The organism is Methanobrevibacter cuticularis, assembly GCF_001639285.1.
Taxonomy (GTDB): Archaea; Methanobacteriota; Methanobacteria; order Methanobacteriales; family Methanobacteriaceae; genus Methanobaculum; species Methanobaculum cuticulare.
The window spans coordinates 43,570-65,338 of the sequence record NZ_LWMW01000044.1 but is presented as its reverse complement, the minus strand read 5'-3'; the positions used below and the strand labels follow the sequence as shown (position 1 = coordinate 65,338).

The 21,769-nt window shown below is 26.4% G+C and carries 14 protein-coding genes; 5 read left to right on the top strand and 9 right to left on the bottom strand.

Annotated features, from left to right (window positions below; genetic code table 11):
* Positions 1-214 (top strand): hypothetical protein (locus MBCUT_RS11135; RefSeq protein WP_169805351.1); only part of this gene is annotated, 214 nt, incomplete at its 5' end.
* A 694-nt stretch (positions 215-908) separates the two neighbouring features.
* On the opposite strand, the gene MBCUT_RS01415 is transcribed toward MBCUT_RS11135, so the two are convergent.
* Entirely contained in the window at positions 909-2,051 is a 1,143-nt protein-coding gene (locus MBCUT_RS01415) for a radical SAM protein (protein ID WP_067257875.1), read from the bottom strand.
* Between the two features lie 430 nt (positions 2,052-2,481).
* Entirely contained in the window at positions 2,482-2,820 is a 339-nt protein-coding gene (locus tag MBCUT_RS01410; protein ID WP_067257870.1) for a NifB/NifX family molybdenum-iron cluster-binding protein, read from the bottom strand.
* 779 nt (positions 2,821-3,599) lie between these two features.
* Between MBCUT_RS01410 and MBCUT_RS01405 the strand changes: the two genes are divergently transcribed.
* Positions 3,600-5,234, top strand: a complete 1,635-nt coding sequence (locus MBCUT_RS01405) for a hypothetical protein (protein WP_067257866.1) — start codon at positions 3,600-3,602, stop codon at positions 5,232-5,234.
* Between the two features lie 99 nt (positions 5,235-5,333).
* Here MBCUT_RS01405 and MBCUT_RS01400 read toward each other — a convergent pair whose 3' ends face one another.
* The 4 genes from MBCUT_RS01400 to hypA all read right to left on the bottom strand — a co-directional run bounded on the left by MBCUT_RS01400 (position 5,334) and on the right by hypA (position 8,863).
* Positions 5,334-5,993 carry a cyclase family protein gene (locus MBCUT_RS01400; protein ID WP_067257862.1) on the bottom strand — a complete coding sequence of 220 codons (660 nt, stop codon included), beginning with the start codon at positions 5,991-5,993 and terminating at the stop codon, positions 5,334-5,336.
* Positions 5,994-6,378: 385 nt separating this feature from the next.
* Entirely contained in the window at positions 6,379-7,407 is a 1,029-nt protein-coding gene (locus tag MBCUT_RS01395; protein WP_084270670.1) for a DUF354 domain-containing protein, read from the bottom strand.
* Between the two features lie 247 nt (positions 7,408-7,654).
* Complete coding sequence (gene hypB, locus MBCUT_RS01390) at positions 7,655-8,308, bottom strand: hydrogenase nickel incorporation protein HypB (protein ID WP_067257856.1); 654 nt, start codon at positions 8,306-8,308, stop codon at positions 7,655-7,657.
* A 180-nt stretch (positions 8,309-8,488) separates the two neighbouring features.
* A complete protein-coding gene (gene hypA, locus MBCUT_RS01385; protein WP_067257853.1) occupies positions 8,489-8,863 on the bottom strand; it encodes a hydrogenase maturation nickel metallochaperone HypA in 375 nt (124 codons plus the stop codon).
* 750 nt (positions 8,864-9,613) lie between these two features.
* On the opposite strand from hypA, the gene MBCUT_RS01380 reads away from it, so the two are divergent.
* Positions 9,614-10,549 (top strand): ribose-phosphate diphosphokinase, encoded by a 936-nt coding sequence (locus MBCUT_RS01380; protein ID WP_067257850.1) that lies wholly within the window; start codon positions 9,614-9,616, stop codon positions 10,547-10,549.
* Between the two features lie 366 nt (positions 10,550-10,915).
* On the opposite strand, the gene lonB is transcribed toward MBCUT_RS01380, so the two are convergent.
* The gene (gene lonB / locus MBCUT_RS01375) at positions 10,916-12,802 is read right to left on the bottom strand and encodes an ATP-dependent protease LonB (protein ID WP_245634923.1); all 1,887 of its coding nucleotides are present in this window, start codon (positions 12,800-12,802) and stop codon (positions 10,916-10,918) included.
* Positions 12,803-14,214: 1,412 nt separating this feature from the next.
* On the opposite strand from lonB, the gene cobQ reads away from it, so the two are divergent.
* Positions 14,215-15,747: a cobyric acid synthase CobQ gene (gene cobQ / locus MBCUT_RS01370; protein WP_394327047.1), complete on the top strand. Its 1,533-nt coding sequence runs from the start codon at positions 14,215-14,217 to the stop codon at positions 15,745-15,747.
* Between the two features lie 614 nt (positions 15,748-16,361).
* Here the strand turns inward: cobQ and MBCUT_RS01360 are convergent.
* Entirely contained in the window at positions 16,362-16,628 is a 267-nt protein-coding gene (locus MBCUT_RS01360) for an ArsR/SmtB family transcription factor (RefSeq protein WP_067257838.1), read from the bottom strand.
* A gap of 801 nt (positions 16,629-17,429) precedes the next feature.
* Here MBCUT_RS01360 and MBCUT_RS01355 point away from each other — a divergent pair.
* Entirely contained in the window at positions 17,430-17,690 is a 261-nt protein-coding gene (locus MBCUT_RS01355) for a hypothetical protein (protein WP_067257833.1), read from the top strand.
* 771 nt (positions 17,691-18,461) lie between these two features.
* On the opposite strand, the gene MBCUT_RS01345 is transcribed toward MBCUT_RS01355, so the two are convergent.
* Complete coding sequence (locus tag MBCUT_RS01345) at positions 18,462-21,584, bottom strand: beta strand repeat-containing protein (protein WP_067257827.1); 3,123 nt, start codon at positions 21,582-21,584, stop codon at positions 18,462-18,464.
* Positions 21,585-21,769 lie beyond the last annotated feature (185 nt).

The following is a 21,769-nucleotide window of genomic DNA, read 5'->3' as shown; positions in this document are numbered from 1 at the left end:
AAACAAAAACAAAGCTAAACCACAAAGCAAGAACAAACCCATAGACTACCCCCCCCCCCCTAAACATACAAAGAACACACAAACAACAAAACAAAAAAATAAACACAAAAAATACGCCAATACAAAAATAACCTACCTAAACCCCACAACCAATTCCCACACACCATTTTCATTTATAATAAACATCACGAAAACCTTTTATGAAAAAAAATGAGCTACAATCCTCTAAGTTATCCTAGTTTTCACAATATTTTACCCAAAATGCAAAAAATAAAAAATAAAATCTCGCTTAGAATAACAACATCAACACAATCCCAAAAAAAGATTATGATAAAAAATAACCCATGACACTTAACAAAAAAAAGGATTAGAAAAAAAGTACTAACAAGCACGCACAAAAAATCAATGTTATATTATTGGACAAAACTTTTCAAAATTATAATATTTTTAATAATATTAATTATAATCGTTATTTTTATATATAATATGATTTTAACGATTTAAATTTAATATTATTTTTAAATCAAATGTCGAGTACTATAAAATGAAAAAAATAGTGAGTTACTTAAAAATTATGAGTTTCCTATTATTTATAACAAATTTTTTAAGAATTTCTAAAAGATTTTTATAAAAATCCTAAAGATTAAATTTAGTAGAATTTTAAAGTAATAAAATATAATGAATTAGTGAATTAATAAAAAGAAATCCACAATCTAAGTCGTGGTCAAAAGTCTCTTTGCACAAATTGAATTTCTTTATTTTGAATTTCAATGATTATTTTTCATTTAAAACCGTGCTAAAATAAATATAAGAATTGTTTTTAATTGTCTTTCTAGAAATTTGACTTTTGACCATGATTAATTTAAAGAAAAAAAATAAAGAGATTAAGAAATATTATGCATTAATTTTTATTCAATACCTTTTAATCTTAAAGCGTCATGTAAAAGGGAATTTCCATCACATAGATAACAATGATTTTCAGTTCCCCATGGTACTTTATGTTTATATACAATTTCTGCAGCTTCTAAAATTGTATCCACGTACCATTGTGCTGATGGTGCTCTATGACCCTCTAATTTAGAACCTGGATTTGGAGCCCAAACAAATGGAATGACATTAACACCCATGGAAGACAATGTCTCAATACCTTCTAAAAACGTTTCTCTAGGTTCTAAGCCCATTACAAGTGATACATATACATTTCCTCTACCATAAATATCAATAGCTTGAGTAATTGATGTTATGAATTCATCATGACTTGTAGTTGCAGATTTTCCAGGGCATATTGCTTTGTAATATCCTTCATCCCATACTTCCATATTGAAACTAAGTGATTGGATTCCTGTGTCAAAATATCCTTGAATATTATCTCCTTTTGCAGGAGCTGGAGCAACCAATCCTGAAATCTTTGTTTTACCAGTGTGTTTTTTAATAGCTGAAGCTATTGCATCAACAACTTCCAATTCTTTTCCACTTATATAACATCCTCCAGTCATGTTTATATGATTAACTTTTCCTTCAGCCCACGCAGCAGCTGCAACTTCTCCTATATCTTCCGCCTCTTTTTTACGAATTACAGAGTTATATGTTTTAGAGGTTGAAACGAGATTACAAAATGAACATTGATTATTCTCTTGAAAATTAGAACAATAATTCTGAAAACAGAAAAATAAGCAGTCATCACCACCAATTTGTCCAATTTTAATCATGTCTTTACCAGAAGATGTTTTTTTATTGTAATATTCTGGTCTTTCCATCCATTTTACTTCACAAATTTTTCCATTGTTTTTATATACATAAAGTTTATCTTCTTCTTTTCTTATGTTGTATTGTGAAGAAGAGTTTAAACGAAATTGAACAACAGTTCCATCTGGAAGATAAAAATCATCTGGAAGTTTAACATCAGGATGACTTTCAAAATCCCATCCAAACAATCCATGATTTTGTTCCTTGTATTTCGTTCCTACTCCTTCTAAACTCTCTTTATCAGACTGAACTCCTTCTGTAAGAAGATCTGCCTTCAAAAAAAGATAATTTTCATCATATTCCATCTTATTCCCTCAATTTTTGATAATTATATATAATTCCATTAAACAATAATCAAACTCTTAATTTCTTCCATAAACTACTAAAACCAATAATCAAACTCTTAATTTCTTCCATAAACTACTAAAACCAATAATCAAACTCTTAATTTCTTCCATAAACTACTAAAACCAATAATCAAACTCTTAATTTCTTCCATAAACTACTAAAACCAATAATCAAACTCTTAATTTCTTCCATAAACTACTAAAACCAATAATCAAACTCTTAATTTCTTCCATAAACTACTAAAACCAATAATCAAACTCTTAATTTCTTCCATAAACTACTAAAACCAATAATCAAACTCTTAATTTCTTCCATAAACTACTAAAACAATAATCAAACTCTTAATTTCTTCCATAAACTACTAAAACCAATAATCAAATCTTTTATTTAATCTTTAAATTTTTTTAATGAGATTAACTCTTTCAAAGCATCATCTATATTCATAGACGTCATATAAGGAACAATATTATTAGCTATTAGCGTTTCTATAGGTTGTGGACCTATATTACTTACTAAAACTGCTTTTACATCAGAAATTAACTTCATAGTTTGTTCTCTTGTATGATCTATAGTTTCTTCTCCACCACATGATGGAACAATACTTCTTGACTCTAAGAATTTATAGTTACCATCATCTATTTCAAAAATTAGGAAATGATCTGCTTTTCCAAAGTGTTGATTAACATTTTCTCCATCACTACTAGCTATTGCAACTTTAAAAGACATTATACTCACTTGTTATTTATTTTAATTAATAATTAGCTATTTAATTTAAAAGTAATTTATAATAATTTAATAATTTAGTAATTATAATTTCATAATGCTAAAACATATTATAAATAATCTAATATCATATTAACAATAAGATATTATATAAACTTAACGATTGTTATAATTATCCTAATACACAATATCATTCATGATAAAAAAAAATAATTAATGAGAGTGTCTCATAAGCAAGATTTTTAAAAAATTTAATAAAAATATTCCTCATTTAAAATCTTTAAATATTATATAAATACCTATATTATTTTATTTCTTAAAAATAATACTTAAAAAATCTATAAATTAAACTTAAAATAACATAAATTCTTTAAAAATCGAACTAAATAAAACAATTAATTTATTATAGCTATTAATACATATTTTATTAACTATTTAATATTTAAATGATTTTTATGGAAACTAATTTCATGAAAATTTCTAAAAAACTGACTTATGAAACACTCCCCTTTTCTATTTTTTTTATTGATTTGGTGTTTTTTTATTGAATTTTATGTTTTTCTATTTTTTATTTATTTGTTGTTTTTTTATAGAATTTCTCATGGAATTTTCATTATATCACAAACTAATCTTATACTTGAGTTTATAATAAGCTCTTGTGCTTGGGTGAAATATACTAATACTATAAATACTATTAAATTATATAATTAAATAATATTAAGATGGCATGTTAAGGGATTTTATAAACAATATGAATATCATGAAAATACTTAGGGATATATATGGCGTTAGTAAAAGATAATGAGAAAGAAAGACTACAAAACCTTGTTAAATCTTGTTTGTTAGAAATTAATCAGCTTAAAATGGATTTAGTGGAGTCTGAAAAAGAAAAATCATCTTTAAAAAATGATGAAGAAGTTGAAAAATTAAAAACTTTAGTTAGTGAAAAACAAGAAGAAATTAACTCTTTAAAAACTGATTTAAATAATTTACAAGTAATTCTTACTAAGAAAGAGTCTTTACTTGAAGGACAGAATAAAAAGATAGAAGAATTTACTAATATTAAAGAGTCTTTTGATGATATTAAGAATTCATTAGAACAAGATCTTATTAATTTCAAAACACAAGAACTTACTGAACATAATGAAGAATTAAAATCTACATTAAATACAATAACTGAAAAAGATGAAGAAATTAAATCTCTTTTAGATAATATTAAAAACCTTAAAGAAAGAATATATGATCTTGAGAATAATATAGCTAGTAAAGATAGCCTTTTAGAACTTCAAAAAGAAATCGACTCAAAAGATTCTGAAATTAAAATATTAAAATCTTCTGTGGCTGATGATTCTACTATCAAGTCTCTTGAAATAGAACTAAGTAATAAAGATAAAAGGATTAATGAATTAGAACAAATCCAATCTTCTTTTAATGAGATTAAAACTTCACTTGAAAAAGATATTAAACAATATAAGAATAAAGAGCTTGAAGAAACTAATTTGAAGTTACAATCTTCTCTTGATAAAATTAGGAATAAAGATGATAAGATTAAAGATTTAATGGATCAAGTACAATCTTCTCTTGATAAAATTAGAGATAAGGATGATAAGATTAAAGATTTAATGGATCAAGTGGAATCTTCTCTTGATAAGATTAGGGATAAAGATGATAAGATTAAAGATTTAATGGATCAGGTACAATCTTCTCTTGATAAGATTAGGGATAAAGATGATAAGATTAAAGATTTGATGGATCAAATAGATCAAAAGAAAACTGCAATTCAGTTAGTTAAAGATCAACACATCCCTAAAAAAGAGTATGATCAATTAAAAGATGAATTAAAATCAAAAGATTCTAAAATCAAACGTTTAGAAGAAATTAAAGGATTATTTTCAGATTTAAACAAAGATAATCTAGATTCAGTACAAAAAGCTCGAGAAAGTCAGGATTGGGAGAGTATTGATCCAAAAATTAATAATAAAGTTAATAATAATGCTAATTATAATGCTAATAACAACTCTAATAATAGTATTAATAATAAAAATGGATCTAATGCTAAGGTTGTTGATGAGGACAATAACATTAACAGTAATGAAAATCTTGAAAACCTCAAAAAGGAGATTAAATCATGTAAAGATGCTGTAAATGAACTTGAGAAAATTAAAAAATATTATACTCAAATAACTTCTCCTCCTAAAGCAGATTTAACTTCTTTCCAATCTCAAATTTACTATTTAATACCTGATACTAAAATGAGTTCTCAAGATATTCATAGCTATATTCGTAAAATATCCTTTAAGAATATTTCCTATGGAAACATAAACAATATTCTAAGGAATCTTGAAAGAAAAGGATATTTAGAATGTAAAGAAAGAAATGGTGATGAATCTATGTGGGTTAAAACAAACAAAAAATAAATATTTTTTCACTGATTTAGTTATTTTAGGATAAATCGTGCTTTAGAGATATTTAACTAGTTTAAGATACTAAAATTAACTGATCTGTCTGTTTAATAGCTATTTAACGAAAGCTCTAACATAAGACGCTTCTGCATTTATATTCAATGGAATAAAGTAAGCTTGATAAGTATCTTTAATTAATTTATCAACATTTGTTATATTTTCAACAATCCATATATTATTTTTAAGAAGTATTTTGTGAATTCTACTTTTGTCTTGTTTATCTACATTTGGTATGTCTATAGCTATCCCCGAAATTCCATTTTCAACAAGTAACTTAGCCAGTTCTTTGGATAGGTAAGGATTATCAGTAAAGTAATCATCACTACCCCAATTATTGAACCACCCTGTCTTTAAAATGATTATTCTTTCTAATTGATCAGGAAGTTTTTCTATGGTGTCAATCATTATCTCTTTATTCTTTATCATTTGAGCATTTTCATGATGTAAATCATTGGTATGGTAATCAACGTATCCTATTTCTAGGATATTAGCTTTTCCAATTAAGCTATTGAGATTTAACTCATTAACTTTCTTACCATTTTCCATATAGTGATATGGAGCATCTAAATGTGTTCCAGTATGCAATCCGCCTTCCATTTTGAACATAGAATAATTATCTTTTTTAAGAGTAATATTTTTTAATATAAAATCAGGATCTCTAGGATAAACAGGGATTTTATCTCTTAATTCATGACTTAAATCTATGTAATTCATAACAACACCTTTTTTTCTTTTTAGTTACATCTATCATAATATTAACTTTAATAATTAACCCTTTCATTAAAATAAATTGAGTCTAATTAAATCAAGATTAGTAGAATAAATTTATTTTTAATAGTTAATTAAGTTTAGTAAACTAAATTGACCCTAATATTAAATTAAGGATAGTAGAATAATTAGTAAAATCATTTTTTTAATCTTAATATAATATCATTTATTTTATAGTGTTATTTCAATAAATTTAAAATTAAATAAGTTCTTAATTGAAATCATTACTAAATACTTAATATTAAATATTAAATTATTTTTAAAGATATTTTGATTATTAAGAATAATAAAATAGAAATAAAATAAATAAAGCTTAAATAAGAAAAGTTACTTAAGCTTTTTTAGCTAAATCATAAATATTATTGATTATTATTTCAAATAAATCATCGTGTTTTATTTTAGTGTGTTTAGGTGGATTCACGAGAAAACTTAAGGCTTTATTTATAATTTCTTCAGTGCTATTGGAACGGAACATTAAACCTTTATCAATATAATATTGATCCACTGATAATGGAACTCCAGGATAACAGGATATAACAGGAGTTTGCAAAATAGCTGATTCCCTATTCATGGTTCCACCTGCACCGACAACTAGATCACATTTTTTAATTATACTTGATGTATCAACAGGAGGTTTCAAAATGGTTACATTTTCAATACCTTCAAAAATAGCTGCTTGTTTTTTAAACCTTGGCAAAATCAAAATGTTTGAATATTCCTTTAATACATCTACAATAGGTGAAAGAACAGATTCATTGCAATCAGTATCTAAATATGATGCTAATGATGGTTCAGGTCTCATTAATATATTTTTAGGAAGGCTATTTTCTAATTCTAACTTTTTTAAAATATCATCATCATATTCAAAGCTTTTAAAATGAAGAATTTCAGAAGTTCCATCATAGCGAATCATTTTATTAGGATCTGCACCATAGCTTAATAACTTCCAAACATCAATTATTTTAGGAGCTATTATTTTATCACAAAGGGGTAATGTTAATTTATTTGCAGCTACAGCATGTTCATTATCTAAAACATATAAGCTAGGTATTCCAAGACCAAATGAAATTCTAGGAAGTTCAATGGAATGTTTTGATAAAGCTACATCAATTTTTTCACTTGAAACAACATCTACTAATTCATTGACTCTATTTGTACTTTCTTTGAGTTTTTCATCTAATGTAACTCCGTGTTTACCTAATGAGATAAAATCGATCCCATACATATCCATGAGCTTATGAATATCTCCAAATTTACGGCTTGTTATTATTAAATCTTCACCTTCTTCTTGTAAATGGTGAATTATGTCTTTAAAGAATCTAACATGAGGAGCATTAGTTATATCAATCCATATTTTCAATAAAATTCACCTTCATTTGATTTTCTTCATTTGATTTTAATTCCTATTTCAATGTCTATAATTCTTTAGTTTATATTTCAGCTTCTATAATTCTTTAGTTTATATTTCAGCTTCTATAATTCTTTAGTTTATATTTCAGCTTCTATAATTCTTTAGTTTATATTTTAATATTAATAACATCAATTTGACGATTTCATCATCAAGAATATCACTTTGAATATTTTAATTAAAGTGAATTAATTGTGTCTTAACTATTTTTAAATTTTTCAATAGCTGAAATAACTTCATTTAATCCTTTATTTTTTTTAAGACTAGTTGTTATAATTTTAACATCAGGATTTATAGTTTCAACATCAGATACCATTTTTTCAGTATCAGCTCCAACAGCATCAGCTATATCTATTTTATTAATAATGACTAAGTCTGAATCTTGGAATATAAGTGGATGCTTTTCTACAGTATCATCTCCTTCACTAACACTAATAACTACAACCCTCATATGAGATCCTAGATCAAAATCAACTGGACAAATTAGATTACCTACGTTTTCAATAAATAAATAATCAATCCTATCAAAAGGAATATCATCTAAAACATGTTCTACTAGATGAGCATCCAAATGGCATTCTTTTCCAGTATTCAATCCTACTACTGGAATGTTATGTTTTTCAAATCTTCCAGCATCAAATTTACTTATAACATCTCCAGCAATTACAGCTATTGAACCCTCCATGTTTTCAATCAAATCTTCAATTAATGATGTTTTTCCAGAACCAATAGCTCCTACAAAATCAACACCAAAAACATTATTGTCATCTAATCTTTTCTGAATTCTATCAGCTATTTTCTTATTAGCTTTCATTATATTATGTTGAACTTCAACTTCAGCTATTTTATGCATAACAAATCCTCTCTTACAAATAAAAATCTTGTATAATTAAAATTTCGTATAATTACATATAGTTAATAATATTGATTAAAGCCTAGTGTTAATAATATTGATTAAAATCTAGTGTTAATAATATTGATTAAAAGATATTGAATTATTCACCTAGTTTTTTATTTATTAAAAACAATGGAATTATTCGTCTGGTTTTTCGATTATTATATTTCTCACTATGCAATCTTTTCCATTGGTTATATTCAATCTTTTGTTTCCACATTCTGGACATTCTACCAGGGGAGTATAATGATCTAAATCGTCATCATTTGCTAATCCGGAATAATTGCATTCTGAGCATTCAATTTCAATAGGGATATCTTCAATTACAAATTTAGCTCCTTTAGCTATAGTATCTTCACTTAAAACATCCAACATAAATTTCACTTGTTCTGGATTAAGCAAAGCCAAACGTCCAAGTTCAATAATTACTTCAATAACCTCAGTAGCGTTATTTTCTTCAGCATTTGAAATTACAGCTTTTAAAATTCCATCAGCCATTGATAATTCATGCATGAACACACCTCTATTTAAAATTTTTTCAATAATTTAATTTCTGTAATATTTATATGGTAGCTTTAATATGATATTATTTTCTATTTATTCTGTAATTCATTCTATAAAAATTAGTGTATCTTTAATATATTAATTATTATAATCCTAATAATTATTATTGATTTCTTAATTCTCCTTAGTTATTTATTGATGATTGGAAAACTTATAATCCTAATAATTATTATTCATTTCTTAATTATTATTAGTTATTTATTGATGATTGGAAAACACTTTAGGATACACTTGGCTATTTAAAAATGGATTTAATAATAAATTAGAATGCTAATTTATAATATATAATTTGGAGAAAATTTAGAATCCATAATCTCGAAACTATCGCTATTGGAATTATTAAATAGCTACTATAAGTTAAATTATTATTATACCTTATTAAATCAAATTGAATGCCTAAGTTGATTTAAGCTAAGTATGATATTAAATTAAATACTAAAAGCGAAATTTACTTAATATATAATATTGCAATATAATACTATAATTAAATAGCTAATATTAATTACTAAGAATTACTATTAAACTAAAATTATAAATAATAATTAATACAGATAAAATTATTATATAAACTAATAATTTTCTAAGATAATATACTCATATGTATTTTATTACATCCTACTAAATAGCTTTTGATTTAGTATATTTATCACATTTTCTTATTATTTAATATATTCAGATATTATATTAAGGGTGATATTATTGATAATTGGTGGTTCAGCATCCCAAAAATTGGCAGCTAATGTTGCAGAAGAGCTTGGAGATTGGCTTTGTCCAATTGAAACTAAGAAATTTCCTGATGGAGAAAGATATATTAGAATAAATGGAAAATCAGAAAATGGAGAGTTGGATAAAGAGGCCGTGATAGTTCAATCAACAGGTTATCCTCAGGATGAAAACTTAATTGAGCTTTTATTCTTGATTAAGAACTTAAAAAGCTTGAATGTTGAAACAATAAAAGTAGTGATTCCATATTTTGGTTATGGGAGACAAGAAAAACGATTTAAAGATGGGGAAGCTATTTCTGCACAAATTGTAGCTAATTTACTAGAAAATGCTGGAGTAAATCAAGTTTTATCTATTAATCTTCATGAAGATAGTGTAAGAGACTTTTTTAGTATTCCTAGTACAAATATATGTGCAATGGGGACAATAGCTGAGTATATAGATAACTTATCTAATGATCCAATAATAATAGCTCCAGATAAAGGAGCACTTGGTTTTGCAGAGAAAATAGCTAAAGCTTTAGATTGCACTTGTACATATATGGATAAGGTTAGATTAGGCCCAGATAAAGTTGAAACAAAAATAGCTGATATTAGATGTGATTTCTCTTCGAATGATCCTGATTTTGTTAACAATGAGAAAAAAGTAGATATGAAGTCAGTGAAAGGGAAAGAAGCTATAATTATTGACGATATAATAGCTACAGGTGGAACGATTGTCAATGCTATTAAAATATTAAAAGATCATGGAGCAAAGAATGTTCGTGTTTGTTGTGTTCATCCAATTTTGGTCAATGATGCAATATTGAAAATTTATGCTGCAGGTGCTAAATCAATAGCTGGAACAGATTCCTTAAAATCAGAAGTTAGTTGTATTTCAATTGCTAGAATCATTGCTGATGCATTGAGATAAATATACTAATATTGATAGCTATTAAAACATATAAATCATATTATATAAAATTTAAATTATTAAAATTACTAATTCAGTAAAATACAATTATAATGGATGTTTATTAAAATAATGCAAATATTTATTAAAGTAATAAAAAATAATAGAAAAACAATAAAATCATTTAAATTTATTATAAAAATTTAATAATAAAATTATTTAAAATTAGATTATTTAAGATTATTATAAAAATTTAATAATAAAATTATTTAAAATTAGATTATTTAAGATTATTATAGAAATTTAATAATAAAATTATTTAAAATTAGATTATTTAAAATAATAAAAAATATAATAGAAAAAATAAGTTAATTAAAATTAACTTAGCTATGATTTATTAGGAGTATTGTAGCTATTATTAACTCCTTCAGGAACTTTTGTAACTGCAGTGCCTATTGCTTTCATTTTCTCTACTAATTTGCTTTTTTTACTACCTTCAATTAATATGTTTTCTAAGACATCACTTAAGGTATCAACAGGAATAATCTCAACTTCTTCCTCATATTTCTTTTCAATCATAACATCTTTCATGTTGGATCTTGGAATTATGACTTTTTTAATTCCTGCTTCAGCTGCAGCTTCTATTTTACTAGTAGCTCCACCAATAGGTAGAACGTCTCCTCTTACACTTAGTGATCCTGTTAAAGCAACGGTTTGATCTGCTGGAATTTCTTCAATAGCTGAAATAACAGCTGCTGCTATTGAAACACTCGCACTGTCACCTTCAACTCCATCGTAAGTTTGTAAAAATTGAACATGAATATCATATTGCGAAATATCAGTTCCAGTATGCTTTTTAATTAATGCACTCACATTTTGGACAGATTCTTTAGCTATTTCACCTAATTTACCAGTGGCTATAATTTTACCTTCCCTTGTACTTTGAGCAGGAGCTGCTTCAGCAGCTATAGGTAACATAAGACCACTTCTATCTCCAATAACAGATAAACCATTGACCATACCAATTTTACCACCTGTTGGATGGAATACTGCGTACTCTTTCCTTTGGACTATGGACCTATCAGCTATTTGTTGTTCAAGTGTTCTTGAATATTTTTTAGCAGTAACAACATGTTCTGATGTAACATATTTGGCTCCTTCTTCTTTAGCTACATCTCCTGCAGCTCGAACAAGACCGCCTAAATCTCTGAGCTTTAAAGTAAGGGCATCTTTTTTACCAGCTCTTCGTTTAGCTTCTTTTATTATTTCATCTAACGCTTCTGGATTGAAATGAGGGATTCTACCATCATTTTTAATCTCTTGAGCTACAAATTGGATGAGTTTTTTCCTATTTTCTTCTGTATCATCCATACTATCTTTCATGAAGACTTCATAACCATAACCTCTGATTCTAGATCTCATAGCTATGTGCATACCTTCAAGGACTTGAATATTTCCAGAAGCAACAAGGACAAAATCACATGGAACTGCTTGAGTGTGAACCATTGCTCCACTACTATTTTCACTTTGACCTGTAATTGAATATTTTTTCTCTTGCATTGCAGATAATAATTCTTGTTGGGTTTTCATAGACATTGTACCTATTTCATCAATGTATAAAACGCCCCTGTTAGCTTTGTGGATCATACCAGATTCTACACGCTCATGAGCAGGAGTTCCTAATCCTCCAGATTGATAAGGGTCATGTCTAACATCTCCAAGTAAAGCCCCGGCATGAGCTCCAGTACCATCTACAAATGGAGCAAATCTTTTTTCACCATTGCTAACTAGTAACTTTGGACCCATGGATATATTTTGAGGTTTTATTTGCATGGATATGAAGAATATAAAAAGACATGCTAATAAAGCTATTAATATTTGGTTATAGACAAACCCTAAAGCCATTACTCCAATTATTAAGAATACTGTGATTAAAGTTTTCTTTTCACCATATCCTTTTTCATTGTGTTTACTAGCCATTACAATTTTTTTCCCATCTCCTGCAGGAACTGGGCGTATTAGAGGGTTATTATTATCTTCAGCATTAGGATAAACTAATATATCTTGTAAAACTTCAGGAGGTAGTAATTCAGCCATTCCTTTAGCTATCATAGATTTTCCAACACCAGGATCACCAATAAGAAGAACATTTCTTCTTTGTTTGGCAGCCTTTTTAATAGTTTCCACAGACTCTTCATGTCCAATAACTTGATCAATGAGAAGCGGAGGAACTTCAATATCTTCAGAACTTCCAATATTACCATAATCTAGCATTGGATTTTCTTCTTCAAGGTTATATCTCTCAGAATTCTTTTCAACTAATTCTTCTTCAGAGATATTTTCATCATTTTCTTCGTCTTTATTGATTTTGACATTATATTTGTCAGAATCAATCTTGTCAATTTTCATTTAAGGACCTCGATTAAACTTGATTTGAGTTAATTTTATAAAAATAATTTTAACATTTTTGAAAAATGAACATTAATAAACATTAGAAACAAAGATGGTTTTTAGATATGTAGTTTTACTATTTAAATTGATTTTTTATTAATTAAATAACTTTTTATCAACTTAACAGCTTTCTACTAGTTAAACAACTCCAATAACAATATTGGGAGTATAAGTGTTTTTTATATTGTAATTATCAGTATGTCTTTATTTTCTATTTTATTCTGAAATTTTTCATTTATATTAATTATAAAAATTTTAAAATTTAATGTAGATATAGTTTATAAATATCTATATATAAAAACTTTTGTATTTTAGTTAATAAAAGTAATTAAAATATTTTAATATATTTCAAATATTAAACCCAAACATTATTTATCATTTTAATATATTTTTTATTTTCTTTCAATTTTTTTATTTATTTTAGATTATTATTTTTTATTTTCTTTCAATTTTTTTATTTTCATCTAAACTTTTTTATCTATTTTTAATATTCTTATTTTTATTTAATTATTCTAAAACATTTCTTTCTATTATATTTATAATCGATATTAATGTAATATAAGTTTCTATAAGATGTGATAATTGTATATACAGAAATCTATAATTTAAAATAGAATTAATTATAATTATTTTATTGAATTATTCATAGTTATTCTTTAATTATTTAAGTATAATTAAGTGAATCTTAATTAACCAATAGCTAATTAGATTTTTAGAAAATTAGCTAATTTATAAAGAGAAATTTATAAAAATGTACTTAAAATTCAAATTATTGTAAATTAGATTGGTTCTATAAAATTTTTATTGTAAATTAGATTAGTTCTATAAAATTTTTATTGTAAATTAGATTAGTTCTATAAAATTTTTATTGTAAATATTGATTGATAAAATTTTTTATTATTCTTTATAGGGATTAATTAAACTTATAGGGACTAATTAAGATGTTATATGAAATAATTAAGAATCTTCTAGAAAGTTAAAATGATTTTAATCGTTTATTAATAAATATTTTATAATAAAATATAAGAAAGATTATTATAATTGATTATCAATATAACTTTAAATAATATTTAAAATAATATTTAAAATTTGTAAACCTAACTTAAATTAAAATTTTTGTAACTAAATGATATGATCTTAATTGCAATAATCTTCGAAATTTTATAATTAATTTCTATCAAACTTACGAAAATAGATTGAATATAAAAATATAAAGTTATGAAGGAATGAATTCAATGGCTAAATGTATCATGGTTCAAGGAACATCTTCTAATGCAGGAAAAAGTGTTATGGTAGCTGCTCTTTGCAGAATATACTCAAGAAGAGGGTATAAAGTAGCTCCATTCAAATCACAAAATATGTCTTTAAACTCATACACTACAAAAGAAAATGGAGAAATAGCTATTGCTCAAGTATTGCAAGCAGAAGCAGCTGATATAGAACCAAGTATACACATGAATCCTATTCTCTTAAAACCAAAGGGAAATTTCAAATCACAGGTTATTATTCAAGGAAAAGCAATATGTGATATGAATTTTTATGATTATCAACATGATTTTAGACAAACAGCGCTTGAAGCTATTAAAGAATCATTAGCTATTTTAAATGAAGAATATGATTTGATTTTTATTGAAGGGGCGGGATCACCTGCTGAGATAAACATGAGGGAAGAAGATTTAGCTAACATGGAGATAGCTCATTTGGCTGATGCGGATGTATTGTTAGTAGCAGATATAGATAAAGGGGGAGTTTTTGCATCAATAGCTGGAACATTCTTACTTTTAGATGATTATGATAGAAAACGTTTAAAAGCAGTAATCATCAACAAATTCAGTGGAAATTTAGATATTCTCATGCCAGGAATAGAAAAAATAGAAAAAATAATTGAAGCTCCAGTTTTAGGAGTTTTACCCTATGATCATAGCCTTCACTTACCAGAAGAAGATTCAGCTTCTCTTTTTGAACACAAATTTGAAAAAAATAGAGACATAACCATTGGAGTGATTAGACTTCCAAAAATAGCTAACTTCACAGATATAGACCCATTTGAGTTTGAAGATGATGTAGGTTTAAAACTGATAGATATAAATGAAAACATTAAAGATGATGAATTAGATGCTATAATAATTCCAGGAACAAGGAACACAGTGGAAGATATGATAGCTATTAAAGAATCTGGAATTGGAGATGGAATTAAAGAATTAGCTAAAAAAATCCCAGTAGTTGGTCTTTGTGGGGGATATCAAATATTGGGGAAAAAAATATTTGATGAATCTAACAGAGAATCTCCATTGGGGACAATAGAAGGATTAGGATTATTGGAAATAGAATCATATTTCTCCTTAGATGAGGAAAAGATTGTACAACAAAGTGAAGGAATTTTAGTTGTAAATTATGAAATTGGAAATGATGGGCTTGAAAATAATGAAAATGGTATTATAAGAGGATATGAAATTCATGAGGGGACAACAGAGCTTAAAGGATCAAAACCTCTACTAAAACTCATAAAAGGTATTGGTAATTCAAAAAATAGTGAATTTGATGGAGCTATTGAAGGAAATGTCTTTGGTACATATTTACATGGTATATTTCACAACTATAATTTTAGAAGATCCTTTTTAAACTATATTAGAAAACAAAAAGGTTTAACACAGAAATTTGGTGATGATCCATATGAAACTAAAAAAGATTATTCCATTGATAAGTTAGCTCAGTTAGTGGAAAATAATTTGAATATGGACTTTATTGATGATTTAATTGAAAAATAATCTCTATGAATATCTAATTTAACAGATATTCTAAATATAGCTATTATAGATAATGATTTAAAGTAATAAGACTTTTTTTATTTTTGATAACTGCTTAAAACCTTTTTAAATTAATAATTTTCATTAGATTTATTAATTCTTTGCTATTAGTATATATAGAACAATAATTCCCATTAATTCAATTATATTTTCAATTAATGGCATTAATAAATCGATGGATAGAAGAATAGTTGCCAGTGTAAACACATTTTCAATTATTATAAGGGAAGTAAATGTTAATAATCCAATAGTAAATCTTGCTTTAAATTTGAAATAATTTTGTAAAAATATACTAAATAATCTACCTAAAATTATAAGTTTTATAAGTACTATTATTGTAGTAAGTGTTATTTGTATTGACTCAAAAATCACTATAGTATTTTTCCAAACTTTTTTGACATGGACAAAACAATAATGGAAAATATTTTTTTCCAGTTTGTAAGTATTTATTCATGTTTTTAAAGGTTTTTAGAGCTTTTTTCCAAACTCAATTGTTAATGATCGAATGTTAGATAAGTCACGAGAAGTACTATATGATCACCTGACTATTGTAAATAATTCTAATTATCTTTTATTTAGACCCATATATTATTTAAGCTATCGTAATTTTTTTCTGCTTCGTCTGAAAGTAGATATATTACGCCATAGTTTTCTCCAGCTGAAGGTACTATATTATTTTTTTCTAAAATATTTAAATGGTGAGAAATAGTTCTATAATTGAGATGTAATTTTTTACTAAGTTGATTTGCATTATAGGGTCTTGAATGCAATTTTTTCATTATTCTTGCACGATTATTACCTCCCTTAGTACCAAGAACTAGCCATAACATAATATTTTTCATAATATCTCACTTAAATATTTTTATTTATTAATTTCTATGTTACTATATTAAGAAAACAAAAAATATTCAATTTTTTCTATTATTTAAAAATACTAAATAATTTCTATTATTTAAAAATACTAAATATTTTCTATTATTTGTTTAATGATTAAGTGATAAAAAATAAATAAACATAGCTTTTAAACTATTTTACTATATTTTTTTATATTCTATATTTTGATTTGATAGTCTTCTTAATCTTGTTTAGATTCTTAATAAAATGAATAATAAGCTAATTTTTTGTTATAATATTTTCTCAAATTATTTTTATTTGTTATCAATCTAACAGTAAAATAATTATTATATAATTATCTATGGTTGCTTCAATATGTTTCTATTTAATAGCATATGTTTATTAAATTTAATAATATATAAAATTAATTGTAAATAATAAATGTGATGTATAAAACTTATAATTCTTAGTTTTTATAGAATAATGCATATTGTTCAGTATTCCTAATTTTAATTAATTATTATGGGAAAGACATATTTACACATGGTTTTATGAATATATACATCAACAATACATATTCCTTTATTTTTCTTCTAAATCGTTCATTACTATTCTTCTGAATTAAAGAAAAGGATACAATATAATATATAATTCAGTTTGTGTCAATGAGCAAAGTAAAATAATAGTAAATCAAAAAGTTAAAACACAAAACAATATTACAGTTCGTGAAGGAGTAATTGAGTATGTTGTTGAAAATTGGAATAATGATTTGCTAAATAGTACTGCAGGATTCAATAAATTCCAAGAAGGTGTGTGGGAATATAAGTAAAAACAAAGATTTAGCTTTTGTTCCATATGAAGATTATCATAATGTTTTGAAAAGTTTAGACAGTAATAAAATAATCACTAATAAAGAAATTAATTGTAGTAATTATACAGTTAGCAGATGGAGCAGTATAGTAAATGAATTTATTTTTAGAATGACTGGAGATGGGCATGGAACTGACCAACAAGATTTATTTATTTGGCTATTTAATAGTTATACTTATGAACATGAAAATTTGTACTAATACTATCCCCCGTAGATCCAACAGATCCGATTGATCCTGTTGATCCAACAATTAATCCAACAGAAAACAATACAAGTGACCCAATAGAAAATAATACAATTGATTCTAAAGAGAATAATACAATTGATTCTAAAGAGAATAATACAATTGATTCTAAAGAGAATAATACAATTGATTCTAAAGAGAATAATACAATTGATTCTAAAGAAAAAATTGACATTCCTGAGGAAATATCAAATATGACAAAAATGAATGCAGGTATGAAAAATGCAGGAGTTCCAATTGTAGCTATTGTTATTAACTTTACTAATCACAATATCTACAATAGAATCAAAAAGAAATAATTAAGGGAGTGTCTCATAAGTCACTTTTTTTAGAAATTTTCATGAAATTAGTTTCCATAGAAATCATTTAAATATTAAATAGTTGATAAAATGTGTATTAATAGCTATAATAAATTAATTGTTTTATTTAATTCAATTTTTAAAGAATCTATATTATTTTAAGTTTAATTTATAGATTTTTTAAATATTATTTTTAATAAATAAAATAATATATGTAGTTATACAATATTTAAAGATTTTAAATGATGAATACTTTTATTAAATTTTTTAAAAATCTTACTTATGAGACACTCTCAAAAACATAAAATTCAATAAAAAAATAGAAAAACATAAAATTCAATAAAAAAAACACCAGATTAACAAAAAATAGAAAATGTGAGGATTTTTGAAAATAATCAATTTAATCCTCTAAAAAAGTTCGTTTGAATTATTTTTTCCTATAACCTACAAGACCTAATAAGCTCATTAAAACTACAATTAATGGACCTATAGGGGCACCAGTAGATTCCATCTTTGCTAGAGCAGGATTAAATCCTGAACTTGAAGCATTAGAAGGGCCTGATGGGCTTGGTGGGCTTGGTGGAACTGGTGGGACTGGAGTTTCACCAGAACTATTAATGACTAAAAGTAAATCCTCATTATCTGAAATAGACTCTAATCTATAAGTCTGATTATCAGTTACAGTTAAAGGATAAAGAATACTAGTAGTCCGAATATCTTTAACAACAATAGTTCCATTAGGTAAAATCACTTCCACTAAGAAATAAGGCAGCCTACTCTTATCATTAGCAACTGGTTTATTAGTAGTTAACATATACTTCAAGAGAACCTTACTACCCTCAGCAAAAGATCTTGTAGCATTTTTAGTAGTATTAAAGCTATTAGCTGAAAGTTGTAACACATACCAATATTTTAAGTTAATACCTGAGACCCGGGGAGAATTACTACCCCACCAATTCAAATCAGCATTAGTATTAACACCATGGTTTTCAAGATTATAACCAGTAGCATTCGTATCATTAAGAATACGATTATAATTAATAACAGTGTTTTTAGCATCAGCTCTTACAACAATCCCCCTACCATTATTTAAAATAGTAGAACTTAATATCTTATTACCAATACCAGAAATAGCAATCGCATAAGAATCACCACTTATAGTAGAGTTATAAAGAGTATTATTTACAGAAACAGGATCGAAAGTCACAGCAACACCAGAAATACCACTCACCGAAGTATTATGAACAGTGTTATTCACACCAGTGAAAAGAATACCATTATAATTACCAACTAAACTGTCCTCAATAACATAACTAGAACTCAACCCAGCAATAGAAACCGCGTAAGTGTTATTAACAACAGTGTTATTTTTCAGCCAATCCACAGTATAATTTTTATTATTCAATAAAAATTGAACACCAATACCATTATGAAGTATATTATTATTGTTCACACTAAGATTAGTTGTATTGACACCAATAGCTTGGCTATTATTGGTAAAATTAGACCTAGAAATATTCATACTACCTGCAGCATAAATACCACCACCATAAACAGCATTATTACCTACAAAACTGGAATCAATAACAGTAGCATTCAAACCATTATTATATAAAGCTCCGCCGCTATGAACAGCAGAATCATTAACAAAAGTAGAATTACTAACAGTGAAATTGTTACCAGTGTTAAATATGGCACCACCATCATGACCCGCGGAATCATTAATGAAACTAGAGTTATTCACAACAAAATCATTAGCATTATTAAAGATGGCACCGCCATCATGACTAGCAGAATCATTAATGAAATTAACGTTATTCAAAGTAAGACTACTCTGGTTATTGTAAATAGCACCACCATCATGACTAGCAGAATCATTAATGAAGTTAACGTTATTCAGAATAAAGCTACCGTGATTACTGTAAATAGCACCACCATCATGACTAGCAGAATCATTAGTAAAGTTAGAATTACTAACAGTGAAATTATTACCATAATTATTGTAAATAGCACCACCATCATGACCATCATAATCATTAATGAAGTTAACATTACTTACAGCAAAATTATCACCACGATTGTTGTAAATAGCACCACCATCATGACCAGCAGAATCAGCAGTGAAAGTAGAATTAGTTACAGTAAAATTATCACCATAAGAATTATAAATAGCACCACCATCATGACCAGCAGAATCAGCAGTGAAAGTACAGTTACTCACAGCGAAATTATTACCGTTAACATTGCCGATATCACCACCATCAACCATCGCAGTATTTTCATTGAAATTAGAGTTGGTCACAGTGAACTTATCACTATAAGAATTGAATACCGCGCCACCATCATAACCTGCAGTGTTGTTAGTAAAATTAGAGTTATTTACAGTGAAGTTGTCACCGAAATAGCTTCGAATAGCACCACCATTACTACTTGCATAATTATCAGCAAAATTAGAATCATTTATATTAAAATTAGCACCATAAGAGTTGTAGATGGCACCACCATCAGCATTTGCAGAATTATTAATGAAGTTAGAACGCATAAGTGTGAAATTATCACCATTCTGATTCCTAATAGCACCACCACCAGCATTTGCAGAATTATTAATGAAGTTAGAATCAAAAACAATAATAGTGTTACCATTAGTGTAGAAACCACCACCAGTATAACCTGCAGAGTTATTAATAAAATTACAAGAATTAAGTACGAAATAATAACCATTATAATTTCTAATAGCTCCTCCATCAATTTTTGCAGAATTATTAGTGAAGTTAGAAGTCCATACATAAAAACCATAGCCATCTTCATTATAGATAGCACCACCATCATAATCTGCAGAGTTATTAGTGAAGTTAGAATCTGCAACTAAGACTAAATCACCACGATTATTATAAATAGCACCACCATCACTGCTAGCACTATTATTAACAAAAGTAGAGTTTGTTACAAACCAATTAGATGCATTAAAAGTATATATGGCACCACCATCAGCATTTGCAGTGTTATTGAAAAAACTAGAACTATTCACATTCAAACCACCATCATTACAATAGATAGCACCACCATGATATGCAGTGTTGTTCAAAAATTGACATGATTGAATACGAACAGTACTTCCATCAACATATATGGCCGCACCATTACCAGTAGTCAACCCATTCCTAAATGTTATGTTTTGAAATGTTACTACAATTCCAGGCAGGATATTAAATATCGGCCCTGTACCATTTGCATCAATTATGACATTGTTATTGATACCTATATAATGTAAATCCTTTGAAACTGATATGTTATAGTTCCCATTACCAGTGAATGTCCCATTGCTTAAAATCACATTATCAAGTGAATTTGCAGAATCTGTTGCATTTTTAATAGTAGCTTTAGGATCAAGACCACTACCAGAACCAGAATCGTTTCCAGTTGGTGAAACATGAATATCAGCAGCCGAAACTGAAGAAGTAATTACTACTAGTAAAAACCCTAAAATCATCAGCATTGCCAAAACTTTAGCATCAATTCTATTATTTGAAATACTTTCCATTTTTCTCATTTATTGATCACCCCTATTTAAATTTAGTAAAAGTATGACATATTTTAGTGAAATTATAACAATAGTAGTAACTACAAGTAGCAGAAAATAATGGTAAAATTTCCAAAAATGTGTTATATCCATAATTATTTTGTTGCTAATAGCCATTGCACTGAACAAATATTACATTAACTAGTCAGTACAAT